This window comes from Stappia sp. (assembly GCF_048261845.1).
Taxonomy (GTDB): domain Bacteria; phylum Pseudomonadota; class Alphaproteobacteria; order Rhizobiales; family Stappiaceae; genus Stappia.
The window spans coordinates 40,088-63,986 of sequence record NZ_JBLXFR010000008.1 but is presented as its reverse complement, the minus strand read 5'-3'; the positions used below and the strand labels follow the sequence as shown (position 1 = coordinate 63,986).

Below are 23,899 nucleotides of genomic sequence, written 5' to 3'. Positions count from 1 at the left end.
AGGCTGCTAGCCTGACGGGGCAGGTTCCGTTCCGGCGGGACTGTCTCCTGCATCACACCAAGGATCAGCCGAGGGGGAGGGTCTGGACAGGCGGGCGTTGGCCGTATGCGCGAGATATGCGAGCGAGCATATTGTCCGCGCGTAGGTTTCCGCCCGGCACCGGTGCCGATTGGCGGCGCGACCGCGCGATGAAAATGCTCCGCGCGACCGGCGAAACAATATCGACATACATTCGAACATACGGAGGGGAGACAGACCCATGTCGACCAACGATACATCGAACACACTGCATCCGAAGGTCCGGGAAGCCCGCGAGCAGATGGATGGCGGCAAGTTGAGCCGACGCGAGTTCGTCCGTTATGCCGCCTTGCTCGGCGTCGGGGCCGGGGCAGCCTACGCAATGGCCGGCCTGCCGAACCCGGCGGTCGCGCAGGATGCGGCAAACCTGCCGTTCCCGGCAGATGACGCGGGCGCGAAATCAGGCGGCATCCTGAAAGTCGCGATGCAGGTCCAGAAGATCGACGACCCCGCGACATTCTCCTGGACGCAGGCCTCCAACCAGACACGCCACATGCTCGAGTATCTGGCGATGACCGGTCCGGACAACGTGACCCGGCCCATGCTGGCGGAGGGCTGGGAAGCCTCCGAAGATCTCAAAACCTGGACCTTTCGCCTGCGCAAGGGCGTGAAGTGGCACAACGGCGATGATTTCACCGCCGAGGACGTGAAGTTCAATTTCGAACGCTGGACCAACCCGGAAGTCGGTTCGTCCAATATCGGCCTGTCGTCGGTGTCCGCCATGGTCGAGGAAGTGGACGGCAAGAAAAAGCTGATCGACGGCTCCATCGAGGTGATCGACGACCACACGATCCGCTTCAACCTGACGAAGCCGGTGCTGTCCTTCCCAGAGGACATGTACAACTATCCGACGGCCATCGTGCATCGCGGCTTCACCCCGCCGCTTGACAATGCGCTGATCGGCACGGGCCCGTTCACCATCACCGAGAATGTCGTGGGCGACCGCTGCATCCTCAAGCGGGTGACGGAGGCCGGCGGCCAGCCGTTCGAGTATTGGGGCGGCACGGTCTTCCTCGACGAGATCCACTATTACAATTTCGACGCCGACAACCAGCTGACCGCCTTCGCCGGCCAGAGCGTCGATGCCATCTACGACTTCGGTGTCGAGCAGATGGAGCTGGCCAAGGCCATTGACGGCAACATCATCGCCGCGCGCACCGCGCAGTGCCTGTGCTGCCGGATGCGGGTCGACGCCAAGCCCTTCGACGACGAGCGTGTTCGCAAGGCTGTGGCGATGGCCATCGACAACGCCACGATCAAGCCGCTGGTCTATCCCGAGGGCGGTGACATCGGCGAGAACTACCATGTCGCGCCGGTACATCCCGATTACGAGGCTCTGCCGCCGCTCACCCGCGACGTCGAGGGGGCCAAGGCTCTCCTTGCCGAAGCCGGCCATCCCGACGGCATCACGATCACGATTGATGTCGGCAACACGGACGGCCCCTGGCACCAGACCGTCGCCGAAGCCATGCGCGACCAGCTTCAGGATGCGGGGATCACGCTGAACATCAACGTCATTCCGGCTTCCAAATACTGGGAGATCTGGACCAAGACGCCGTTCGGCGCCACTGCCTGGACCCACCGTCCGCTCGGCACCATGGTGATGTCGCTCGGCTACCGGTCGGGCGTGCCGTGGAACGAGTCCGGCTTTGCCTCGCCGGAGTTCGATGCCGCTCTGGACGCGGCTGAAGCAACGCTCGATGTCGAGAAGCGCAAGGGACTGCTCGCCAAGGCCTCCAAGATCCTGCAGGACGCGGCCGTTATGGTGATGCCGATCTGGCGCCCGGTGTACTGCATGGCGTCCAAGTCGGTGCATGGCTATCCGGCTCATCCGACCCAGTATCACCAGTTCAACAAAGTCTGGATGGGTTGAGACAGTTGTGCCGCGCGGTTTCCCAGCAGGGGAGCCGCGCGGTTTCCGTTCAGGCTCCTGAGGTCAGGGGAGGGTCGTCACGCCGCGAACTTGCGGGGGCGTGATGCCGGACACGGTGGGCACACATGCTGAAACTTGTTCTGAGACGACTGGTTCAGATGGTTCTGATCATGGCCGTCTCGTCACTGTTGCTCTTTGCGATTTTCGATACGCCAGAGTTCAAGAAACGGCTCGCCGTACAGGAACTGGGCGGGTTCGCTGTTTCAGCGCTTACCGAGGACAGCTACCAGGACTGGCTTGCCGCTCGCGGGCTCGACGTGCCGTTCTATCAACGCTACGCCAACTGGGTCGGCAATATCCTGACCGGGGATCTCGGATTTTCCTTTGAGAAGAACCGGCCTGTCGCGCCGCTTCTGGCGGACCGGCTGGCGAATACCGGCATTCTCGCCTTCTTCGTTTTCGCCCTGATGATCCCGATATCGCTGGTGCTGGGCGTTCTCGCCGGCATGAAGGAAGGGTCTCTCCAGGACCGGTCGATCTCTTTCATATCAGTCTTCACCACCAGCATTCCGGAGATCGCGAGCGCCATCCTGCTGACCATTGTCTTCGCGCTCGGGCTCGGCTGGCTGCCGGTCAAGTCGGCCATGATCGGCGGGTTCGACTTTCGCGAACTGGTGCTGCCGGTGCTGACGCTGGTGATCTACGACTTCGGCTATGTGGCGCGCATGACGCGCGCTTCCATGGCGGAGGTGATGACCTCGCAATATATCCGCACCGCCATCCTGAAGGGCATTCCCTATCGCCGCGTGGTGATGAAACACGCGCTCCGCAATGCGCTGATCGCCCCCTTCACGCTGATCGTGCTGCAGCTCAACTGGTTGCTGTCGGGCGTTGTCGTGGTCGAGGTGTTCTTCGAATATGACGGTTTCGGCAAGCTTCTGCTGGAGGCAGCCCTCTTCCCCGACGTCGAGGTGGTTCAGGCCTGCACCCTGGTTGCCGTTGCCGTTGCCGTCGTGTCGCAGATCATTTCCGACATCGGCTACACCTTCCTGAACCCGCGCATCCGATTTGCCTGAGCCCCGGAGACACACCCCATGGCAGTGACCGATATCCAGGCATCCACGCCTTTCCTGTCCCGCCTGTCGCGGCCCAAGCCGGTGATCGCGCTGCTGCTGCTCATGTGGCTGCCGCTGATGGCCTATGTCATGTTCGGCCAGAGCATCGGAAAAAATGCACATACCGTGCTTCTGCCAGCCATTCCGGCGACCTTGCTCCTTTATATTCTGGGCATTCGCGCCTTCCGCGAAAGCTGGGTCGCGGTGATCGGACTGACGCTGGTCTTCTTCTGGCTGCTGATGGCGGTGAGCGCGCCTTACCTGCCGCTTCTCGACCCGAACAAGCCGATCGCCCCCTTCACCACGCCGTTCACGGAACGGAAGGACATCTTTTTCTGGCTCGGCACGGATTTCAAAGGCCGAGACATGCTGTCCCGGATGATCTGGGGCTGTCAGAGGGTGCTGGTCTGGGGCGTCACGGCGACCCTGGTCGCCTATGTGGTGGGGGCACTTTTCGGGCTGATCTCCGGCTACCTGAGCGGCTGGTGGGACGAGATCATCTCCTTCGCGGCCAATGTGCTGCTGTCGTTTCCGGTGATGGTGCTGTTCATCGTCATCCTGAATTATCTGGGGCCATCAGGGTTCAACATCGTCGTGGCGGTGACCTTCGCGTCGGCGCCGGCGATCATGCGCATCGTCCGGGGCCTCGCACTCGACATCAAGACGCGGGACTATGTCTTCGCCGCCCAGACGCGCGGAGAGCATCCGCTCTACATCATGATCTTCGAACTGCTGCCGAACGTGCGCGGTCCGATCATCGTCGATGCCTGCCTGCGGCTCGGCTACACAACGGTGGCGATCACGACCCTGACCTTCCTTGGTCTCGGCCTGCAGCCGCCGGATCCCGACTGGGGCCTGATGATCCGCGAAAGCGCCAAGACGGCGATGCTGTGGAAGTTCTCCTACATGCTGCTCGTGCCGGCGCTATCGGTTTCGAGCCTCATTCTCGGCTTCAACCTGATGGCCGACGGCCTCAGGGAAATGAGCCTGCGTGACTGAGGAAGGGACCGTCATGAGCGACCAGACCCCGGTTCTGGAGTGCCGGAACCTTTGCATCTCCTACTACACGCGAGCGGGCGAGATCCCGGCCGTCGTCGACTTCAACCTCAAGCTCATGCCTGGCGAGGCACACGGGATCGTCGGCGAGAGCGGTTGCGGCAAGTCGACGGTCGCACTCGCGATCATGCAGTACATGGGCAAGAACGGCGCCATTGTGGGCGGCGAGATCCTGTTCGAGGGGCGCGACATGCGCACCATGAGCGAGGAGGAGCTGCGCCGGATCCGTGGCTCGAAGATCGCCATGGTCTATCAGGAGCCGATGGCGTCGCTGAACCCCTCAATGCTGATCGGTGCGCAGCTTGCCGAGGTTCCGATCTATCACGACGGCCTTTCCGAGAAGGAGGCGCTGCAGCGCGCGAAAGAGATGCTGGCCAAGGTCCGCCTGCCGGACCCCGAACGCATCCTCGGTTCCTATCCGCACCAGATCTCCGGCGGCCAGCAGCAGCGCGTGGTCATCGCCATGGCGCTCCTGTCCAACCCGAAGTTGCTGCTGCTTGACGAACCCACAACGGCGCTGGACGTCACCGTGGAGGCCGGCATCGTCGAGCTGATCAACGAGATCGCCGAGGAGTTCGGCACCTCGATGATCTATATTTCGCATAATCTTGGCCTGATCCTGGAGACCTGCGACCGGTTGACGGTGATGTATTCCGGCGAGGCCGTTGAGGTCGGCGACATACACGATGTCTTCGACGAGATGCGGCACCCCTATACGCGCGGCCTTTTCGGCTCGATCCCGCTGCCTGGAGCCGACAAGAACGCCCATCCGCTGGTTGCCATTCCCGGCCAGTTGCCCCTGCCGCACGAACGGCCCAAGGGGTGCAATTTCGCACCGCGCTGCACGTTCTTTCGCGACGGGCTGTGCAATGTCGGGGCCTTGAAGATGCATCCGGTTCCCGGCGACGACGATCACAAGGTGCGCTGCGAGCGCTTCCAGGAGATCGACTGGGATCGCGATTTGCCCAAGGGCGAGGCGAAACCGCCGGTTCTGCCGGGCGACACGGTGCTCTCCGTGGAAAACATGACCAAGCATTACATCATCGACGACGGCGGGCTGTTCATGTCCGGCGGCGTTGCGCGCACGGTCAAGGCCAACGAGAAACTGAGTTTCACGGCGCGGGAGGCCGAGACGGTCGCCATCGTCGGCGAGTCGGGCTGCGGCAAGTCGACCTTCGCCAAGGTGCTGATGGGGCTCGAGGACGCCACGGACGGCAAGGTCATGCTCGGCGATGTCGAACTGGGTGGCCTGCCGGTCGACAAGCGCGACAAGTCCACCATCGCGAAACTCCAGATGGTCTTCCAGAACCCGTTCGACACGCTCAATCCCTCGCACACGATCGGAAGCCAGATCGGACGGGTGATCCGCAAGTTCGGCGTCGCCAAAGACGAGGCCGAGGTCAACGAGATCGTCATGCGGCTGCTCGACACGGTGAAGCTGCCGCGCGATTTCGTCAGGTGCAAGCCGCGCCAGCTTTCCGGCGGACAGAAGCAGCGCGTCGGCATTGCCCGCGCCTTTGCCGGCAATCCGAAGGTGGTGATCGCCGACGAACCGGTCTCGGCGCTTGACGTGTCCGTTCAGGCGGCGGTGACCGAGCTGCTGATGGACATCCAGCGCGAGAACCGCACGACGATGCTGTTCATCAGCCACGACCTTTCGGTGGTGCGCTATCTAGCCGACCGGATCGTCGTCATGTATCTCGGCCGGATCATGGAACAGGGGACGACGGAGGAGATTTTCGCGCCGCCCTACCATCCTTACACTGAGGCGCTGCTCGCCGCCGTCCCGATCGCCGACACCAGGGTGGAGAAGAGGCACATCGTGCTGAAGGGGGAAATTCCTTCGCCATCGAACCCGCCAAAGGGATGTCCGTTCTCCACGCGCTGCCCCTACATGATCCCGGGTACATGCGATGTCGACCTGCCGCCGCTGCGCAGCTTCGGCGATGGACACCGCATCCTCTGTCACCTCGATCCTGCGGAGCTTTCGAACATGGAGCCGGTGATCAAGCCGCGCACCCAGGCGGCCGAATAGGACCCGTCACCGTTCGCTGGCGGTTGCGCCCGGCGCTACGGCTGCCAGCGGAGGCCGGTCCTCGATCTCGCGGATCAGCTTGCGGCGCATGGCGGCCGCGAAATCCTCATAACGGGCGACCGACATGACGAAACTGCGCGGACCGACCGCGACATTGTCGCGATACCACTGCGCAAGGCCTCGGTCCTCGTTCTCGATGGCGAGCCCGTTGATGATGATGCCTCGCCCCAGCGCCATGCCGCGCGCGGTCTCGATCAGCACCACATAGTCGCGCGGGGGCGTTTCCCGGCCGTCTCCCGAGACGTCGACGACGCGCCTGCGGCCGGCGTATCCGTTTCGGTCGAAATGCCGCATCGCATGGGCGAGACCGGCACCGATCCCGGTACCGCCATTGACGCGTCGCGGCCAGGCCTCAACTGCGCTGGCGAAATAGCTTGCCGACGCGCCATCGCGCACGAGGTGGAAGGGAGTGAGGTCCGCAGGGCGTTCCGCCTCGGCCCACACGGCCAGCGCCACCGCGATCCTGCCGGCAGGTCCGGAAGCGATAGCCTCCTGTACCTCGCGAGAGCGGAAGGCGGCGGCAATCCCGTTCATCTGCAAGGAGAACTCAGTCTCGTCGACGCTTGCCGACGCGTCGACCGCAAGAACGAGCTCCAGATCGACAGCCATCTCGGCAGCGGTCGTGCGAGGCGCCAACGCCGCCAGGGTGAACGCCAGCAGGGCGGCCGCAGTCGCCGCAAGGTGTCGTCCCGCGTGTGTCATGGGTCCGCAGCCCTTTCCTCAGGGGTCGCTGGTGTTTGGCGTGGAGGCCGCGCTTGCAGAGGCGGACAGTCCGCCGACAGGAAACAGGATCGCATCGACAGGGCAAGAATGCGAGCGATGAACGGATTGCAAGCGCAAGCGGGATCTCGGCTCAGCGACCCAGCCAGCACATGGCGGCAGCCCGCAGGAGCTGGTAGCTTGCGCCCGTCCGGTTCCGGGCGTCGGGTTCCATTCGTGACATTGCAGGAGATTGCCGATGGCGACGGTCACCACTCTGGACGACCTCGAGCGCATCTACGGCACGCCAAAGGCGGCCTCAACGGTCAAGGAGATCGACTGGATTTCCGAACACTACGCCGCCTATATCGACGCATCTCCCTTCGTGTCGCTCGCAACCGTCGGGCCGGAAGGGCTCGACTGCTCGCCGCGCGGCGACCGAGGCGCCGTGGTCAGCATTCTCGACCGCAAGACGCTGGCGCTTCCCGACCGGCGCGGCAACGACCGGATCGATTCCCTGCGCAACATCGTGCGCGATCCGCGGGTGGCGCTGCTGTTCCTCATTCCCGGCAGCGGCACGACGCTGCGTGTCAATGGCACCGCCCGGATCAGCACCGATCCGCAGCTGCTGGACGACTTCACGGTTGACGGCCATGCGCCCCGCACCGTCATCCTGGTGCATGTCGAAAAGGTCTATTTCCAGTGCGCCCGCGCGATCGTGCGTTCTCGTCTCTGGGACGCGGACGCGCAGGGAGACCTGTCGCACCTGCCGACGCCGGGCACGATCCTGGCGGCGCTCAGCCAGGGCCATGTCGGCGGGGACAGCTACGACAGGGACTGGCCGGAGCGGGCGCGCAAGACGCTCTGGTAGCGCGTCTTCGCGCTGGCGACGGGGTCAGCCTTCCGGCCGGCAGATCTCGTCGCGCCGGATCGCCGCCAGCGTCTTGGACACGAGGATCGCGATCACGACCCACAGAACCGCATAGGCGATGAAGGAGAGGCCTTTTTGAAAGCCCGCGCCCGTGCCTTCCGCGAAGAGCGCGGAGGCGACGGTAAAGCCCGCAACGGGAAAGGAATAGGCCCACCATGCCATGGAGAAGGGCAGGCGGATCAGCTTCCCGACCTGTGTCAGCGTCACGAGGACGAACATCGTCGCGCAATAGTAGAGCACGCGGGCAAAGGCATCGATCTCGCCGCCATTCAGCTGCAACCATGCGACGAAGCCCACCGACGGCGGGGCGATGAGAATGACCAGGGTCGGAAGCAGGCGTTCGGCGATCGGGTTGTGGAAGATCAACCGGTTGAAGACCAGCGTCAGAAAGACGAGCCAGAAGAGCATTCCAACCGAGAAGAAGAACCAGGAGATCTCCGGGAAACCGAGAGGCACACCTGCAAGCGGCACCAGCACGTTTCCGACGGCTGGTATGAACCAGGCCGGGGTCAGGTGCGCCTGTTCGAAAGTGCGATGGCTGATCCAGGCAGACACCACGCCAAGGGTCACGGCCAGATGCGCAGCGGTTGCCGCCATCCATACCGGGCGAATGATCTCGTCGCCAAGCGGCAGGAGGCCGGCACAGATCAGCAGTACACCGATGGTGATCGCCGGAAAAAAGGCGATCCGGACGGGGTGCTCCCACTCGGCGCGCAGGGCCTTGGGATAGCGCACGGCCTTTGCTATGAAGAACCCGGCGATGCCGGCGAATGCCAGTGCTGTCACGGTCATCAGGGCGAAGCTGACGCCGGTTGGCACCACGCCTGCCACCTCCATCCGGTGTGTCGCCAGCGACAGGCCGGCAAGACCCATGACCACGGCGAAGAAGGTGACCGGAAAATGCTTCAGCTGCGATTCCGCGAGCGCGTTCGATCCGTCGCCGTCCTGTGTCGCTTCCATGTCCTGCGTTCCCTGCATCCAATATTTTTCTATATTTCCAACATACGAAACTTGAAGAATCGTCCACTCACTCACCGTCGTTCTTGGCACGGGCCGCGACAAAAAGGCAGCCCCGTGCGATCAATGGCTTGACGCCGCGCGACCGGCCTTCGAGAACGTGACCCCGTCCGATTGCAAACCCTGAGACCCACCATGCCGCACAACTCCCGTCTCGCCATTGTCCTTGCCGCCGGCCTCGGTACCCGCATGAAGTCGGAGCGGCCGAAGGTGATGCACGAGGTTGCGAACCTGTCGCTCGTCGGGCACGTGCTGAAAGCGGTGACCGGGGCGGGGATCGACCGTGTCGCGGTCGTGGTCGGACCCGACATGCCGGAACTTGCCGCCGAGGTTGCGCGATTGGCGCCGGAAGCCGGATGTCACGTCCAGGGCGAGCGGCTTGGCACGGCGCATGCCGCGCGCGCTGCCGCGCCGGCGTTCGCCGACACGCCCGACCAGGTCTTGGTGCTGTTCGGCGACACGCCGCTGGTCTCTGCACACACGCTCGCGCGGGTTTCGGCCAGACTGGAAAGCGGTGCCGATGTCGCCGTGCTCGGGTTTCATGCCGCCGATCCGACCGGTTACGGGCGACTTCTGACGCAGGACGGGCGGCTGGTAGCCATCCGCGAAGAACGCGATGCAAGCGCCGAGGAGCGGAAGGTCGATTTCTGCAATTCCGGCATCATGGGCTTTAGCGGGGCACGCTTCGCCGAAATCCTCGGACAGGTCGGCAACGCCAACACCAAGGGCGAGTACTACCTGACCGACGCGGTCGAGATCGCCAACAGCATGGGCCTTTCCGTCGTGACGGAAACCGCCGAGGAGTGGGAGGTGCAGGGGATCAACACCCGCGCCCAGTTGGCGCGCGTGGAGGCCGACTTCCAGGCCCGCGCGCGGCTTGCAGCGATGGAGGAGGGTGCCAGCCTCGTTGCTCCGGAAACCGTGTTCTTCTCCCACGATACAAGGCTCGGCCGGGATGTGCTGGTGGAGCCCAACGTGGTCTTCGGACCCGGCGTCACCGTTGGCGACGGCGTCACGATCCGCGCCTTCTCGCATCTGGAGGAGGCCGTGGTCGAGGCCGGTGCGACGCTCGGTCCCTACGCGCGGCTGCGTCCCGGCGCGAGGATCGGCGAGGGCGCGCATGTCGGCAATTTCGTGGAGATCAAGAACGCGCGGATCGAGGCGGGCGCCAAGGTCAATCACCTGACCTATATCGGCGATGCCCGTGTCGGCGCGAAGGCGAATGTCGGCGCGGGAACCATCACCTGCAATTATGACGGGTTTCTCAAGCACCACACGGATATCGGCGCGGGCGTCTTTGTCGGCTCGAACTCGACCCTGGTCGCGCCGCTGACGATCGGCGACGGCGCCTATCTGGCGGCCGGCGGCGTCGTGACCGAGGATGTGCCGGCGGACGCCCTGTCGCTGGGCCGGTCGCGGCAGGTGATCAAGGAAGGGCGCGGCGAACAGCTGCGCGCCCGTTTTGCCCGCGCCAAGGCGGAGAAGCAGGGCGGCAAGTAACCGCCCTGGCGTCTCACACGCCGTAGAAGTCGCGATACCAGTCGACGAAGGCTTTCACGCCGTCCTCGACACTGGTCCTGGGCCGGAAGCCCGTCTCCTCGACCAGATCCTCGACATCCGCCCAGGTCGCCAGCACGTCGCCTGGCTGCAGCGGCATGAAATTTCGGATCGCCTTGACACCGCAGGCCGCCTCCACCGCGTCGACATAGCGCAGCAGCTTCACCGGTTCGGAATTGCCGATATTGTGGATCCGGTAGGGCGCACGGCTCGTCGCCGGGTCGGGTTCCGCGCCGTTCCAGTGCGGATTGGCCCGCGCCGGACGGTCGGCGATCCGCACGATGCCCTCGACGATGTCGTCCACATAAGTGAAATCGCGCAGCATCTCGCCATTGTTGTAGATGTCGATCGGCCGGCCTTCGAGAATGGCGCTGGTGAACTTGTAGAGCGCCATGTCGGGCCGCGCCCATGGGCCGTAGACCGTGAAGAAGCGCAAGCCGGTCAACGGGATGCCGAAGAGATGGGCGTAGCTGTGCGCCATCGCCTCGTTGGCCTTCTTCGTCGCTGCGTAGAGGGAGATCGGATGGTTGCCGCCGCGATGCGGGGACAGCGGCATCGCCTCGTCGAGGCCGTAGGCCGAGGAGGTCGAGGCGAAGACGACATGATCGACCGGGAAGGCCCGGGCCGCCTCCAGGATCGTCAGGAAGCCGGTCACATTGGCGTCGACATAGGCCTGCGGCACTTCCAGCGAATAGCGCACACCGGGCTGCGCCGCGAGATGGATGATCCGCTCCGGAGCGTGCTCCGCCATCAACGCCATGACCGCATCGCGATCCTGAAGCGAGATCCGCGCCTCGATGAAATTGTCGATCCCGTTGAGGATCTTCAGGCGCGCCTCCTTCAGCGCGGGGTCGTAATAGGGGCTGACGCAGTCAAGCCCGACCACGCGCCATCCGTCATCGAGGAGACGGCGGCACAGATGATAGCCAATGAAGCCGGCCGAGCCGGTAACGAGAATGGTGCGCATGGTCGCCGGTGTCGGGTGGGTCGGATCAGGTGTTCAGCATGGCATTGAGTAAGGGGCGCAGTTCCGATGCCAGTTCCTCGTCCTCCAGCGCATAGGCGATGTTGGCGGCCAGGAAGCCGGACTTGGAGCCGCAATCGTAAGTCTCGCCTTCGAAACGCAGACCGGTGAAAGGCTCCATGCCCATCAGCGCCAGCATGGCGTCGGTCAACTGGATCTCGCCGCCGGCGCCCGTCTCCTGGTTCTCCAGCAGTTCGAAGATCTTCGGCTGGAGGATATAACGACCGTTGATGAAAAGGTTGGTCGGTGCGGTTCCCGGTGCGGGCTTTTCCACCATGCCGGTGATCGAGAGCGTTTTGGCGGACGCGTCGCCATCGACCTCCACGATGCCGTAATTGTGGGTCTGGTCTTGCGGAACCTCTTCCACGGAGATGACGTTGCCGCCGTGCTCGTTATAGACCTCGACCATCTGCGACAGGCAGCCCGGATCGGATTTCATCAGCATGTCGGGCAGCAGGATGGCGAAGGGCTCGTCGCCGATGATGTCGCGGGCGCACCAGATCGCGTGACCAAGGCCCAGCGGCTCCTGCTGGCGGGTGAAGCTGGTCGTGCCGGGCATGGGACGAATCGCCTCCAGCAGCTTCAGCGCGCTGGCCTTGGTGCGGGCCCGCAGCGTGTCCTCCAGCTCGTAGGCGATGTCGAAATGGTCCTCGATGACGTGCTTGTTGCGCCCGGTGACGAAGACGACATGCTCGATGCCGGCGGCACGGGCCTCGTCGACCACATACTGGATGATCGGCCGGTCGACGATCGTCAGCATTTCCTTGGGCAGGGCCTTGGTGGCCGGCAGGAAACGGGTGCCCAGTCCCGCCACGGGAAGGACTGCCTTGCGGATCTTCTTTTTCTGCATCGAACGCGCTTTCCGGTTTGTTCTGGCCGTCTGGCGAGGCCTGAGGTGCGGGAAGGTAGCCTGAAAGGATGACGGAACCAAGTTGGAGCATCCGCTTAAACCGGAAGGCGTTTCCGTTTCGACAACGCAAGACCTCCCGGGAGGATGGCGACGGCCGATGCTTGCGCGCGGGCTCCATGCGGACTACTGACGGGCGGTGAAAATCTTGAGGGCCGGGGCGGCAAGGAGACACGGGACAGCCATGACGATGACCTGCAATCAGAGCGTGAAGGTCGGCAACGTGACGTTTGCCCAGGAGGCGCCCTTCGCGCTGATCGCCGGGCCCTGCCAGATGGAAAGCCGTGCGCATGTGCTGGAATGTGCGGCGGCGGTGAAGGAAATCGCCGACGGGCTCGGCATCGGTGTCGTTTTCAAGGCCTCCTTCGACAAGGCGAACCGCACCTCGATCGCCGCCTCTCGCGGGGTCGGGCTCATGGAGGCGCTGCCGGTCTTCGCCGAGATCCGCGAGACATTCGGCATGCCGGTCTTGACCGACATCCATTCCGCCGACCAATGCGCGCCGGTCGCGGAAGTCGTCGACGTGCTGCAGATCCCGGCCTTCCTGTGCCGCCAGACCGATCTGCTTGTCGCCGCCGCCAGGACGGGCCGTGTCGTCAACGTCAAGAAGGGCCAGTTCCTCGCTCCCTGGGACATGAAGAACGTGCTCGCCAAGATCGTCGACACCGGCAATCCGAACGTTCTCCTGACCGAGCGTGGCGCCTCCTTCGGCTACAACACGCTGGTCACCGACATGCGGGCGCTGCCGGTGATGGCCCAGACCGGCGCGCCGGTAGTCTTCGATGCCACCCATTCGGTGCAGCAGCCGGGCGGGCAGGGGGCGTCCTCCGGCGGCGAGCGTCACATGGTGGCGGTTCTGGCGCGCGCGGCCGTTGCCGTCGGCGTTGCCGGGCTCTTCATCGAGACCCATCCGGACCCGGACAACACCATCTCCTCCGACGGGCCCAACATGATCGCGCTCAAGGACCTGAAGGACCTGCTCGAGGACCTGATGGCCTTCGACAAGGTCGCCAAGTCGCGCCCGCGCGGCATCTGAGAACACGCCCGCGCTTCCCCTTTTGCGCCGTCTCGGCTAGAAGCGCGGACGATACGTTCCATCGTCACGATTTCATCGTAAGCCGTGCCCGCAGGGTGCCGGGCTTCACGCCTTCAGACCTCACTGCCATTTCTGATTTCACAGGGAGACGAGCATGACCGCCATCGTGGACATTACCGGACGCGAGATCCTCGACAGCCGGGGCAATCCGACCGTCGAGGTCGACGTCTATCTCGAGGACGGCGCCTTCGGCCGCGCCGCGGTCCCCTCCGGCGCCTCCACCGGCGCGCATGAGGCGGTGGAGCTGCGCGACGGCGGGTCCCGCTATCTCGGCAAGGGCGTCGAGCAGGCGGTCGACGCCATCAACGGCGAGCTCTTCGAGGCGCTCGGCGGTCTCGACGCGGAAGACCAGATCCAGATCGACGAGGCGATGATCGCGCTCGATGGCACGCCCAACAAGGCGCGCCTTGGCGCCAACGCCATTCTCGGCGTGTCGCTTGCCGTTGCCAAGGCGTCCGCCCAGTCGGCCGGCCTGCCGCTCTACCGCTATGTGGGCGGCACGGGCGCGCGGCTGCTGCCGGTACCGATGATGAACATCATCAATGGCGGCGCGCATGCCGACAACCCGATCGACGTGCAGGAATTCATGATCATGCCGGTCGGCGCCGAGACGCTGAAGGATGCCGTGCGCATGGGCTCGGAGGTGTTCCACACGCTCAGGAAGGAGCTGAAGGACGCCGGCCACAACACCAATGTGGGCGACGAGGGCGGCTTTGCCCCCAATATCGGTTCCACGGACGAGGCTATCGGCTTCGTCATGAAGGCGATCGAGAAGGCCGGCTACCGTCCGGGCGAGGACATGTTCCTGGCTCTCGACGCCGCCTCGACGGAGTTCTTCAAGGACGGCAAGTACCATCTCGACGGCGAGGGCAAGGTGCTCGCTCCCGAGGAGATGGCCGCCTATCTCGCCGATTTCGTCAATCGCTACCCGATCATCTCGATCGAGGACGGCATGGCCGAGGACGACTGGGCCGGCTGGAAGGCGCTGACCGACATGGTCGGTTCCAAGTGCCAGCTCGTCGGTGACGATCTCTTCGTCACCAACTCCACGCGCCTGCGCGAGGGCATCCAGAAAGGCGTCGCCAACTCGATCCTGGTCAAGGTCAACCAGATCGGCACGCTGACCGAGACGCTGGATGCGGTCGACACGGCGCACAAGGCGGCCTACACGGCCGTCATGTCGCACCGTTCGGGCGAGACGGAAGACGCGACCATCGCCGATCTCGCCGTTGCCACCAATTGCGGGCAGATCAAGACCGGCTCGCTGTCGCGCTCCGACCGGCTCGCCAAGTACAACCAGCTCATCCGCATCGAGGAAGAGCTCGGCACCCAGGCCCGCTATGCCGGTCGGGATGTGCTGCGGGGGTGAGGGTCTGAGTGCAGGGCGTACACCTTGCACCACCTGTCACTGGCCGACTGAAACGCGAAGCCGCCGGAGCGATCCGGCGGCTTTTGTTTTGGGGAAGACGACAGCCGGTTACAGGCGGATTGGAGCTGTGTGCCTGATCGCGACGGTGAGGGTTTTCGGTTTGTCTGTGGCGGCGGTTAAGTAAGGACCGGCCTAGTTCTTCCCGCCGGAGGCTGACGGCGGGTCGCTGCGTTTGATCGTCAGATGGATACCATCTTTGCGGTTCAGGATCAGGAGCGTCTCGAGGCGGCACCATTTGCCGCCAAAGCAGGGCGCGGCCCATTCGCTGACGTGGTCGTAGCGCTCCGCCACCGCAAACCCGTCCTCGGGCCGGGAGACGCGCACGGCCTTGAGCCGGAAGGACAGCCAGGGATCGAAGAGGACGGCGGTGTCGGTCATGACCTTGTCGACGCCGTCGGCATAATCCCATGTCCGCTTCCAGGCGACCCGGCACGCGCCGTTCGGCGCGGCATCATTGGGAAGTCCAAGTTCGACATAGGGATGTCCGCCGGTGAAATCTTTCTCCTCGTCCCCGGTCATGGACAGAACCGTCGTCCTGGGCTCGACGGCGGTTTCAAGGCCGAGGGCATGCAGGCTTGAAGAGACAATCCGGTAACCTTCGGGAAGAAGCTGCTCGTCAAGGCCCTGTGTCACGGGCTGGGCAAGGCACGCGGTCCGGAATGTGTCGAACACGTTCAGTATGCCCCGGAGGTCGGAAAAGTTCTTGTGGGAGAAGGCGATGCGGTGCGGTTCGGCCGAAACAGGCTGTCCGGCGGCCAACGACAAACCCAGCGCAAAACAGGAAAGTCGCAGCGCTCGGGGAAAGCGGTGACTTGACGCGAACACCATCGTCATGGCCCTCAGTTATCGCTTCGCCGCCAGAAACAATAACACGAAAGCCGGCAACCCGGACCAGCGCCCGTTCAGCCTGCGCGGGGTGCGAGGTCGACGAGGCTTCTGGCACTCACCCCGGCTTTGTCTCATGTGCATGCTTGATCGCGGCGGCGATGGTTTCCGGTTTTTCCGCGCCCATCACCATGAAACGCTCGTCGATGATGAAGCAGGGCACGCCCGTGACGCCGATGGCGTGGGCCTTGTCGAGGTCCTTGCGGATCTTCTCGAAGTCGGAATCCGTCGGCAGCAATTCGGCGACAAGGTCCGACATCATGCCGACATCGGCGGCGGCGCCAATGAGCACCTGCGGGTCGGTGAGGTCCGCGCCTTCGACGAAATAGAGCTGGAACAGCCGCTCGGCCATCTCGCTCTGCACCCCGTCGGCGCGTGACCACAGGATCAGCCGGTGGCAGTCGAGCGTGTTGGGCGACTTCTTGATGCGCTCGAAGGCGAAGGGAATGCCTTCTTGCGCGCCGGCGGCCCGGATCGGCGCGTAGACGGCCTCGGCCCGCTCGGTGCCGCCGAACTTCTCGTTCAGATAGGCCTGGCGGTCCTTGCCCTCGCGCGGCAGCGTCTCGTCGAGCTGATAGGGGAGCCAGCGCAGCGCGACGGGAATATCGGGGACGCTGGCCAGCGCCTTTTCCAGCCTGCGCTTACCGATATAGCACCACGGGCACATCACGTCGGAAATGACGTCGATCTGCATCGGCTGCGGCTCGGTTTCGGCGTCGCTGGTTTCGGCATCCATGAGGGCATTCCTTGTAGGCTGGCCTGACTGCCGCTCGAAGCCATGCTCCGAAAGGCGTCAGGCGAAACTTGTGCTGGCGACGATGGCCGCAATGCGACGCTCGATACGTTCGAGCGCTTGCCGGTTGCGAACCAGCGCGACGTCGCCGATTTCGGCCACCCTAGCAACAAAATCCTCGTCGCGCGATGCGGCGAGCGCAGCCGAGCGTACGGGATTTCCGATTGCCGCCGCGAAGGGATCGTCATTGTCGGCGGCCATCGGCGGCGTTGCGACGTCGATCTCGTCGAGCCGCAGCAGGTGCGGTTCGCCGCCGCGGAAGGCAAGGACGCGCCGCAGGGCGGCGAGATAGTGTTCGAACGCATCATGCGGGAGTTCGGCTCGCACGCGCGGTCCGCTTGCCCGGTAGCGCGACAGGCAGGCGCCGGCCAGGTGCCGCCGCGCGCCGGAGCGCAACAGCATGCGGCAGCGGGCGCCGAGTTCGTCGTCGGGCGCGGTCGAAGTGACGACGTCGCTGGCGCTGGCCTCCAGCAAGGCGGCGGCGGCCGGCTGCCCCTCCGCAAGCACCATGACCGGCAGGGCGATGTGGCGCGGGTCGCGGCGCAGGGCGGCGACAAGCTCCAGCGCGCGCGCCTCGGGAAGGTCCGCCACCAGCATGCGGAACGGGTGTTCGCCAAGCCGGGCAAGGGCCGCGTCCGGTGTCAGGCAACCGACAAGCTCGATGGCAGACAGGCCGCCCGACAGCGCGGCGGCGATGCGGCTGCCATTGCCGGCGACAAGAACGGGAATGCGGGTGCGCCGCGCCGCATCCTCTTCCGGCAGGAGCGGCTTTGTATCCGGGGCAAAGGGATCGCGGCCAAAGGCGGACCGGCGCAGCCGGGCCTCCTCCATGCGCAGGGATTGGCGCACGGCCTCCGCGATGCGTTCCTGCAGGACGGTCGGCGGGCAGGTCCCGGGCACAATCACGTCGGCAGCGCGCACGTCGAACCCGGCCGGCATCCGGTCGCCGACGATGACAAGCGGCAGGGCGATCCTCGCCGCGCGTGCCCTTTCGCGCAGGACCGCAAAGGCCGGGGGCAGTCCGTCCGCCGGCCCGCCGACCCAGACGAGCGCATCGGGAAGCGCTGCAAGCTCGCGCGCATCGTCCGGACAGGCAAAGGCGCCCGGACCGGTTTCAACGAGGCTCCGCGCCTGTGGTTCGGTGTCGCGTCCCCCGGCATGGCCGACGAGGATGCGCGGGCCCGCTTCCCTGGCAGTTTCCATGTCGGTCAGCGGACCCGTCACGCCACTTCGGCCCGGCTCATGCCGGCGCGCGCGGCGAGCGCTGCGCGGTCGACCTTGCCGGTTTCGCTGCGCGGCAGGCGGGCGACGGGCATCACCCGGAGCGGGATTTCGGCAAGGCCGGCATGTTCCGCCTCCAGATAGGCGAAGAAACCCTCGACATCGAAGAGCAGGCCTTTTTGGGGAACCAGCGCGGCATAAAGGCGGGCGCCGACCAGGTCGTCCTCGACGACGAAGGCGGCCGCCTCCAGGATGCCGGGATAGGCGGCATAGAGCGCATCGAGCGAAGGCAGCGAACCAACGCCGGGAGCGGTCATGCCGGGAATGCCGAAGGCGGTGATGCCGCTCTCGTTCTGGCGCAGCGGCAGGAGCGTGTCGACGAAACCGGCCTTGTCGGTCGGCACCCGCACCTTGCAGGCCGGCCAGGCGGCATCGGGGACCATGGCGCCGCGCACCTTCAGCGTGTTGGGCACGGATTCGGTGTCGATGTCGATTTCCAGCAACGCCGGTCCCTTTGCCGCGCTCGAAGGCGAGCCGATGCGGCCACTGGCGAAGGGGCGGGGCAGGGCGCTTCCCTCGCGACGTCTTGCGACCATGGCGAATTCGTCGGCGACATGCAGGTCGACCACGTCACGGTTGGTCTGGTGGGGCGTGGCCGCGGCCGAATGCGCATGCCACACGGGCACGATGCGGCACTCGGCAGTGTCGATGCGCCGTTCCAGCGCGGGGGCCAGCGAACCCGGGCACAGCACCATGTCAGCCTTGACGGCATCGGCATGGGCGGCGAGCCGGCGCAGCGAGGCCGGGTGGTGAAGATGCAGCGTGCCGCCGGAAAGCAGCCAGGGAACGAAGCCGGCACCAAGGCCGGCCATGCCCGTCAGTGCATAGGGCTGGACGAAAACCGGCGCGGGCGGCAGCGACAGTTCCAGATAGGGCATCAGGCCGGCGGCGATCCACTGGTTGTGGCTGCGGGCGATGGGCAGCGGCTCGCCGCTGGTGGAACGGGTCCAGGTCAGCGTCGCCACGTGATCGGCGGCGTTCGGGTCGCGGCGGACAGGCGCCGGCTCCATGTCGTCGGGCAGGTCGGCGAGGATCTGTTCGAGTTCCATCAGCCCGTCCTCGACCTCGTCCCCGAGACCGAAGACGAACCGCAGCGCGAAGAGTTCGGCGGCCGTGTCGCGGGCCTCCATGCCGATGGAGCGCCCACCGAAGCTCTCGCCTGCGATCAGCGCCTTGGCCCCGGCGCGCGTCAGCGCCTCGATGACGTTCTTCTGGCGCCAGTGCAGCGGCAAGGGAGCGACGACAAGACCGGCACGCAGCGCCGCCAGCAGGGAGATCACCGCATCGACAGTGTTGGCGCTCTGCAGGCCGACGACGTTGTCCTGCTTGAGGCCGACGGCGGCGAAAAAGGCGGCCAGCCGCGCGATCTCGCGATCGGCCTCAGCATAGGTGAGGCGGCGCGGCGTGTCGCGCAGTCCGCCGCTCGCCGCATCCGCATCGACAAGCGCGAGCCGGTCGGGGTGGGCGGCGGCGGTCTTGCGGAACAGCGCATCCAGCGTGACCTGACCCCAAAGGCCGGTCTGGCGGTGCATCTCGATAGTCTTCAGCGGCGTCAGGATCATCGCGTTACATCCACAACACTCAATTGTCCCTGGCAGACCACCAGGTCTCGAAACGGGGACCGAAAACGGAATGCGCCTGCGGGCGGGCGATGTCCCGCCAGCGGGCAACCCATTTTTCGGGAAGATGGAAGAGCGGCACAACATAGGCGCCGGAGATCAGGGCACGGTCGAAGGCGCGGACGGCGGCGGTGAAGCCGTCCTGGTCGCGCGCGGACAGCATCGCGTCGATCATCGCGTCGACGGCCGGGCTGGCAACCCCGGCATAGTTGAACGAGCCCTCCTGGCGGGCGGCCTCGCTGCCCCAGCGATAGCGCTGCTCGTTGCCGGGCGACAACGACACGAGCCAGGTGTTCAGCACCATGTCGTAATCGAAGGTCTGGCGGCGGCGCTGGTACTGGGCGCTGTCGACGGAGCGGATCGTCGTGGCAATGCCCACGAGCTTGAGCGCCCGCTGATAGGCGAGCGCCAGTCGCTCCTGGTCCTGGGCCGCGACCAGCATCTCGAACGCGAGCGGTGTTCCGTCCGGACCCTTCATCACGCCGCCGTCGATCCGGTAGCCCGCCTTGCCCAGTGCACCGACGGCCGCACGCAGCACGGCCCGGTCGCGACCCGACCCGTCAGCCTCTGTCGGACGCCATGTTCCGTCCATGACGGCAGGCTCGATCTCCTCGGCAAAGGGGGCGAGCAGGTCGCGTTCAAGCGCGCTGGCCGGGTGGCCGAGCGAGGAGAGGGGCGAATTGTCGAAGTAGCCGCCGGTCCGTGCATAGAGCCCGTGATAGAGCGTGCGGTTGACCCATTCGAAATCGAACAGCATGGCCAACGCCCGGCGCACACGCGGGTCGGAGAAGACCGGCCGACGGGTGTTGAAGACGAAACCGTACATGCCGGCAGGTGTGCCGAGGCTGAAACTCTCCTTCAGGACATCGCCCCCTGCGACCGCGGGAAAGTCGATCGATGTCGTCCAGCGTGCCGGATCCGCGACCGGGAGCACCTGCACCAGCCCTTTCTTGAACGCTTCGAGCAGCGCGTTCTCGTCGCGGAAATACTCGATCCGTACCTGGTCGAAATTGTAGAGACCGCGGCGGATCGGCAGGTCTTGCGCCCAATAGTCCGGATTGCGGCGGTAGATGATGCGATTGCCCGGATCGACGGCATCGATCACGTAGGGGCCGGAGCCGACCGGAGGCGTCAGCGTGCTCTTGTCGAATGTTTCGGGGTCGATCGTGTGCTTCGCGAAGATCGGCGACATGCCGACAAGCAACGGCAACTCGCGATCGGAACCGTCCTCGAAGGTAAAGCGGACGCTGCGCTCGCCCGTCTTTTCCATCGCGGTGATGCGCGCGTAGCGGGCACGAAAATGCGGCCGCCCCTTGTCGCGCAGGATGCCGAAGGAGAAGATCACGTCCTCGACCGTCACCGGCGTGCCGTCGGAAAAGCGGGCCTTTTCGTTCAGCCGGAACTCGATCCAGTCGCGTTCCTCCGGCAGCCGCACCGATTCGGCGAGCAACCCGTAAAGCGCGAAAGGTTCGTCCATGTTGCGCTCAAGCAGGCTCTCGATGACCAGCGCGCCGAAATCCGTGTCGCGGATGCCGCGTGCGGTCGTCGTGCCGCCTTGCACGATGAACTGGTTGAGGCTGTCGAAGGATCCCTGCACGCCATGTGTGACAGTGCCGCCGCGCGGGGCTTGCGGATCCGCATAGGGGAGGTGGGTGAAATCCGGGGCAAGGGCGGGTTCGCCATGCATGGCGATGCCGTGCCGCCACGGCACGTCTTCCGCCGCCTGCGCCGTCAGCGGTGCTGTTGCCGCCAGCGCGAGCGTGCCCGCGAGAATCAGGGATTTAAGTGTCTGCATCATGAGATCATCTCTAACCTGCAATCACTTTGTTATGGTTAACGACGTCTCAACGCAGCGTTCCCGGCGCCGGTCGTGCCGGCTCGCCGGTCCGGGTGCGGCTTTCGCGCAACATCTGCTTTCCGCGTGCGGCGCAAACCGCCGCGACGGCACGGCGCCACGCCGATAATCTGGATATTCGCGTGACTTGGCTGTAAAGATGCGCCCGTGACCGCAAGAGCCAAGGTCTTGCCGCATTCGTTGCGCAGAGGATTGGGCGAGTGGGCGACACATTTTTCTCCGGTTCGCGGCGGCGGTGCGCTTATATCTGCCCGTTGCGACGAAACCATGGACTTAGGGACGCATTGCATGGCTGAGAGATTCAAGAACCACCTGACGGGCATGACCGTTGCCGTGGCTGCGGCGATCGCCACCATTGGCGGCGCCGGCGCGCAGACGGTCGAACCGCCGGCAGATACGCCCTGGGTGAAAATCTGCAACACAGACCCGCAGTCCAACAAGGAAATCTGTGTCGTCACGCAGGAACTGCGCACCGATACGGGGCAGTTCCTGGCGTCAGTTGCCGTGCGCGAGATCGCTGGCGAGGCCCGCAAGACGCTGCTTCTCGCGGTGCCGCCGGGCATGCTGATCCAGCCGGGCCTGCGCGTCCAGGTCGACAGCGGCAAGCAGAGCGAAGCGAAATACGGCATCTGCTTCCCCAACGCCTGCTATTCGGAGCTGGTGATTGACGACGATTTCATCGGGTCGTTGAAGAAGGGCGGAAACCTGGTTCTCACCACGCTGAACCAGCAGGCCAAGCAGGTCCCGTTCCAGCTGACCCTGTCCGGCTTCACCAAGGTCTATGATGGCGACCCGATCGACGCGGCCGCCCTCCAGCAGAAGCAGCAGCAGCTCCAGTCCGAGTTGCAGAAGCGCGCCGAGGAAGCCCGCCAGAAGCTGATCGAGAAGCAGAAGGAAGTCTCCGGCTCGAACTGACCGGCGACGCTTCGACGTTCTCCAGCAATAAAAAAAAACGCCGCGATCCGGGGATCGCCTCGTTTTTGCTTGTCCCAAGGCGGAATACTCACGAGCCCGTCGGCGTCCGGGTCCCTGCCGTCCGTTCAGTGCAGGTCCACGTCGCGGGGCAGGTAGGAGCCATCGTCCTGCTGCTCGAAGATCTCGTCGACCTGCGGGTGGCGGACCGGCTCCCCCGTATCGTCGGGAACGAGATTCTGCTCGGACACATAGGCGACATATTCCGTCTCGGAATTTTCGGCGAGCAGATGATAGAACGGCTGGTCGCGGTCCGGGCGCACGTCGTCCGGGATCGCCTCCCACCATTCCTCTGTGTTCGAAAAGGTCGGATCGACATCGAAGATGATCCCCCGGAAGGGATACACCCGGTGCCGAACGACCTGTCCGATCATGAATTTCGCGGTGCGCATTTCGTCAGTTCAGCCAAGTTGAGCAGGTCTGGGGAACAATTCCCCTTGATTCAAGACTAGCGCATACGCCCTCAACGTTCAGTTTACAAGTCGCGACGGTTGCCGGGACCGGCACTGCACACGGACCTACAATCCGTAGACGGAGGCGAGTGCCGGATCTTTTGCCGCAACGATGCGCGCCAGATCGACAATCACTTTCGCCTGTTTCCAGGTCGCGTCGTCCTGCATCTTGCCGTCGATCATCACGGCGCCGGTTCCGTCCGGCATCGCTTCCAGGATGCGCAGGGCAAAGGCGACCTCGGCCGGCTCCGGACTGAAGACGCGCTTGGCGATGTCGATCTGGTTCGGGTGCAGGGACCAGGCCCCGACACAGCCCATCAGGAACGCGTTGCGGAACTGCGCCTCGCAGGCCTGGGAATCGGAGAAATCGCCGAAGGGGCCGTAGAAGGCCTTGATGCCCGCCGACATGCAGGCATCGACCATCTTCGCAACCGTGTAGTGCCAAAGGTCCTGCTGGAATGCGCCGCGTGCCGCGTCCGTTCCGTCTGCGTCGGCGAGCACGGTGTAGTCGGGATGACCGCCGCCGACGCGGGTGGTCTTCATGCCGCGCGATGCGGCAAGATCAGCCGGTCCAAGGCTCATCCCGTGCATGCGCGGGCTGGCGGTGGCGATTGTCTCGACATTCTTCACGCCCTCCGCCGTCTCCAGGATGGCGTGAACCATGATCGGGCGGGTGACGCCGGCGCGGGCCTCGAGTTGTGCCAGAAGCTGGTCGATGAAGTGGATGTCCCAGGGACCTTCGACCTTCGGCAGCATCACCACATCGAGCTTGTCGCCGACTTCGCTGACGATCTCGACGAGATCGTCGAGCACCCAGGGGCTGTTGAGGCAGTTGATGCGGGTCCACAGGCCGGTGGTGCCGAAGTCATTGTCGCGGGCCATCTGGATGAACCCGCGCCGCGCCGCGATTTTCTGGTCGGCCGGAATGGCATCCTCGAGATTGCCAAGGACGACATCCACGCCGGAAATCAGGTCCGGCACCTTGGCGCGCATCTTCTCCACATGCGGCGGCACGAAATGGATCATGCGTTCCAGCCGAACCGGCAACTCGCGCAAGGGGGCGGGAGCCCCTATGGCAAGCGGTTGATAGAATGCGCGCGGTGTCTTCACGTCCTGTTCCTCCCGAACATTTATGCTGCAATGCATATAAATACATTCGCGCTGC

General features: G+C 64.8%; 20 protein-coding genes. 9 read left to right on the top strand and 11 right to left on the bottom strand.

The features are described 5' to 3' along the window. Nucleotides 1-259: 259 nt before the first annotated feature. The 4 genes from ACN0T5_RS05650 (at nt 260) to ACN0T5_RS05635 (ending at nt 6,157) form a co-directional block, all read left to right on the top strand. A complete protein-coding gene (locus tag ACN0T5_RS05650; RefSeq protein ID WP_417767647.1) occupies nt 260-1,951 on the top strand; it encodes an ABC transporter substrate-binding protein in 1,692 nt (563 codons plus the stop codon). 125 nt (nt 1,952-2,076) lie between these two features. Beyond that, nucleotides 2,077-3,027 (top strand): ABC transporter permease, encoded by a 951-nt coding sequence (locus ACN0T5_RS05645; RefSeq protein ID WP_417767646.1) that lies wholly within the window; start codon nt 2,077-2,079, stop codon nt 3,025-3,027. An 18-nt stretch (nt 3,028-3,045) separates the two neighbouring features. After that, nucleotides 3,046-4,065: an ABC transporter permease gene (locus ACN0T5_RS05640; protein WP_417767645.1), complete on the top strand. Its 1,020-nt coding sequence runs from the start codon at nt 3,046-3,048 to the stop codon at nt 4,063-4,065. 13 nt (nt 4,066-4,078) lie between these two features. Further along, a complete protein-coding gene (locus ACN0T5_RS05635; RefSeq protein ID WP_417767644.1) occupies nt 4,079-6,157 on the top strand; it encodes a dipeptide ABC transporter ATP-binding protein in 2,079 nt (692 codons plus the stop codon). 6 nt (nt 6,158-6,163) lie between these two features. On the opposite strand, the gene ACN0T5_RS05630 is transcribed toward ACN0T5_RS05635, so the two are convergent. After that, the gene (locus ACN0T5_RS05630; protein WP_417767643.1) at nt 6,164-6,919 is read right to left on the bottom strand and encodes a DUF1194 domain-containing protein; all 756 of its coding nucleotides are present in this window, start codon (nt 6,917-6,919) and stop codon (nt 6,164-6,166) included. A 256-nt stretch (nt 6,920-7,175) separates the two neighbouring features. On the opposite strand from ACN0T5_RS05630, the gene ACN0T5_RS05625 reads away from it, so the two are divergent. After that, on the top strand, nt 7,176-7,787 hold the full coding sequence (locus ACN0T5_RS05625; RefSeq protein WP_417767642.1) for a pyridoxamine 5'-phosphate oxidase family protein: 612 nt from the start codon (nt 7,176-7,178) through the stop codon (nt 7,785-7,787). Nucleotides 7,788-7,811: 24 nt separating this feature from the next. On the opposite strand, the gene ACN0T5_RS05620 is transcribed toward ACN0T5_RS05625, so the two are convergent. After that, nucleotides 7,812-8,807 (bottom strand): SLAC1 anion channel family protein, encoded by a 996-nt coding sequence (locus tag ACN0T5_RS05620; protein WP_417767641.1) that lies wholly within the window; start codon nt 8,805-8,807, stop codon nt 7,812-7,814. Nucleotides 8,808-8,999: 192 nt separating this feature from the next. On the opposite strand from ACN0T5_RS05620, the gene glmU reads away from it, so the two are divergent. Then, the gene (glmU, locus tag ACN0T5_RS05615; RefSeq protein ID WP_417767640.1) at nt 9,000-10,364 is read left to right on the top strand and encodes a bifunctional UDP-N-acetylglucosamine diphosphorylase/glucosamine-1-phosphate N-acetyltransferase GlmU; all 1,365 of its coding nucleotides are present in this window, start codon (nt 9,000-9,002) and stop codon (nt 10,362-10,364) included. A 13-nt stretch (nt 10,365-10,377) separates the two neighbouring features. Here the strand turns inward: glmU and ACN0T5_RS05610 are convergent, their stop codons facing one another. Continuing rightward, complete coding sequence (locus tag ACN0T5_RS05610) at nt 10,378-11,388, bottom strand: NAD-dependent epimerase (protein ID WP_417767639.1); 1,011 nt, start codon at nt 11,386-11,388, stop codon at nt 10,378-10,380. A 25-nt stretch (nt 11,389-11,413) separates the two neighbouring features. Further along, nucleotides 11,414-12,295, bottom strand: a complete 882-nt coding sequence (gene galU / locus ACN0T5_RS05605; RefSeq protein WP_417767638.1) for a UTP--glucose-1-phosphate uridylyltransferase GalU — start codon at nt 12,293-12,295, stop codon at nt 11,414-11,416. Nucleotides 12,296-12,536: 241 nt separating this feature from the next. Between galU and kdsA the strand changes: the two genes are divergently transcribed. Both kdsA and eno read left to right on the top strand, forming a co-directional pair. Further along, nucleotides 12,537-13,388 (top strand): 3-deoxy-8-phosphooctulonate synthase, encoded by an 852-nt coding sequence (kdsA, locus tag ACN0T5_RS05600; protein WP_417767637.1) that lies wholly within the window; start codon nt 12,537-12,539, stop codon nt 13,386-13,388. Between the two features lie 154 nt (nt 13,389-13,542). Further along, entirely contained in the window at nt 13,543-14,817 is a 1,275-nt protein-coding gene (gene eno, locus ACN0T5_RS05595; protein WP_417767636.1) for a phosphopyruvate hydratase, read from the top strand. A 192-nt stretch (nt 14,818-15,009) separates the two neighbouring features. Here eno and ACN0T5_RS05590 read toward each other — a convergent pair whose 3' ends face one another. From ACN0T5_RS05590 to ACN0T5_RS05570, 5 genes are all read right to left on the bottom strand, one after another. After that, on the bottom strand, nt 15,010-15,549 hold the full coding sequence (locus ACN0T5_RS05590; protein ID WP_417767635.1) for a hypothetical protein: 540 nt from the start codon (nt 15,547-15,549) through the stop codon (nt 15,010-15,012). 271 nt (nt 15,550-15,820) lie between these two features. Next, nucleotides 15,821-16,498, bottom strand: a complete 678-nt coding sequence (locus ACN0T5_RS05585; RefSeq protein ID WP_417767634.1) for a DsbA family oxidoreductase — start codon at nt 16,496-16,498, stop codon at nt 15,821-15,823. Nucleotides 16,499-16,555: 57 nt separating this feature from the next. Then, complete coding sequence (locus tag ACN0T5_RS05580; protein ID WP_417767633.1) at nt 16,556-17,779, bottom strand: hypothetical protein; 1,224 nt, start codon at nt 17,777-17,779, stop codon at nt 16,556-16,558. Further along, nucleotides 17,776-19,398, bottom strand: coding sequence for an AMP-binding protein (locus ACN0T5_RS05575; RefSeq protein ID WP_417767632.1), 1,623 nt, complete (start codon nt 19,396-19,398; stop codon nt 17,776-17,778). The genes ACN0T5_RS05580 and ACN0T5_RS05575 overlap by 4 nt, the downstream gene beginning before the upstream one ends. A gap of 19 nt (nt 19,399-19,417) precedes the next feature. Next, complete coding sequence (locus ACN0T5_RS05570) at nt 19,418-21,253, bottom strand: extracellular solute-binding protein (protein ID WP_417767631.1); 1,836 nt, start codon at nt 21,251-21,253, stop codon at nt 19,418-19,420. A 345-nt stretch (nt 21,254-21,598) separates the two neighbouring features. Here ACN0T5_RS05570 and ACN0T5_RS05565 point away from each other — a divergent pair, with 345 nt between their 5' ends. Continuing rightward, on the top strand, nt 21,599-22,225 hold the full coding sequence (locus ACN0T5_RS05565; RefSeq protein ID WP_417767630.1) for an invasion associated locus B family protein: 627 nt from the start codon (nt 21,599-21,601) through the stop codon (nt 22,223-22,225). A 125-nt stretch (nt 22,226-22,350) separates the two neighbouring features. Here the strand turns inward: ACN0T5_RS05565 and hspQ are convergent, their stop codons facing one another. Together hspQ and ACN0T5_RS05555 are read right to left on the bottom strand one after the other, a co-directional pair. Next, nucleotides 22,351-22,674 (bottom strand): heat shock protein HspQ, encoded by a 324-nt coding sequence (gene hspQ, locus ACN0T5_RS05560; RefSeq protein WP_306027437.1) that lies wholly within the window; start codon nt 22,672-22,674, stop codon nt 22,351-22,353. Between the two features lie 126 nt (nt 22,675-22,800). Beyond that, complete coding sequence (locus ACN0T5_RS05555) at nt 22,801-23,844, bottom strand: HpcH/HpaI aldolase/citrate lyase family protein (protein WP_417767629.1); 1,044 nt, start codon at nt 23,842-23,844, stop codon at nt 22,801-22,803. Nucleotides 23,845-23,899: the final 55 nt, after the last annotated feature.

Coding starts and splice junctions, on each gene's coding strand:
- ACN0T5_RS05650 (WP_417767647.1), top strand. CDS start 260: ATGTCGACCAACGATACATCGAACACACTGCATCCGAAGGTCCGGGAA.
- ACN0T5_RS05645 (WP_417767646.1), top strand. CDS start 2,077: ATGCTGAAACTTGTTCTGAGACGACTGGTTCAGATGGTTCTGATCATG.
- ACN0T5_RS05640 (WP_417767645.1), top strand. CDS start 3,046: ATGGCAGTGACCGATATCCAGGCATCCACGCCTTTCCTGTCCCGCCTG.
- ACN0T5_RS05635 (WP_417767644.1), top strand. CDS start 4,079: ATGAGCGACCAGACCCCGGTTCTGGAGTGCCGGAACCTTTGCATCTCC.
- ACN0T5_RS05630 (WP_417767643.1), bottom strand. CDS start 6,919: ATGACACACGCGGGACGACACCTTGCGGCGACTGCGGCCGCCCTGCTG.
- ACN0T5_RS05625 (WP_417767642.1), top strand. CDS start 7,176: ATGGCGACGGTCACCACTCTGGACGACCTCGAGCGCATCTACGGCACG.
- ACN0T5_RS05620 (WP_417767641.1), bottom strand. CDS start 8,807: ATGGAAGCGACACAGGACGGCGACGGATCGAACGCGCTCGCGGAATCG.
- glmU (WP_417767640.1), top strand. CDS start 9,000: ATGCCGCACAACTCCCGTCTCGCCATTGTCCTTGCCGCCGGCCTCGGT.
- ACN0T5_RS05610 (WP_417767639.1), bottom strand. CDS start 11,388: ATGCGCACCATTCTCGTTACCGGCTCGGCCGGCTTCATTGGCTATCAT.
- galU (WP_417767638.1), bottom strand. CDS start 12,295: ATGCAGAAAAAGAAGATCCGCAAGGCAGTCCTTCCCGTGGCGGGACTG.
- kdsA (WP_417767637.1), top strand. CDS start 12,537: ATGACGATGACCTGCAATCAGAGCGTGAAGGTCGGCAACGTGACGTTT.
- eno (WP_417767636.1), top strand. CDS start 13,543: ATGACCGCCATCGTGGACATTACCGGACGCGAGATCCTCGACAGCCGG.
- ACN0T5_RS05585 (WP_417767634.1), bottom strand. CDS start 16,498: ATGGATGCCGAAACCAGCGACGCCGAAACCGAGCCGCAGCCGATGCAG.
- ACN0T5_RS05575 (WP_417767632.1), bottom strand. CDS start 19,398: ATGATCCTGACGCCGCTGAAGACTATCGAGATGCACCGCCAGACCGGC.
- ACN0T5_RS05570 (WP_417767631.1), bottom strand. CDS start 21,253: ATGATGCAGACACTTAAATCCCTGATTCTCGCGGGCACGCTCGCGCTG.
- ACN0T5_RS05565 (WP_417767630.1), top strand. CDS start 21,599: ATGGCTGAGAGATTCAAGAACCACCTGACGGGCATGACCGTTGCCGTG.
- hspQ (WP_306027437.1), bottom strand. CDS start 22,674: ATGCGCACCGCGAAATTCATGATCGGACAGGTCGTTCGGCACCGGGTG.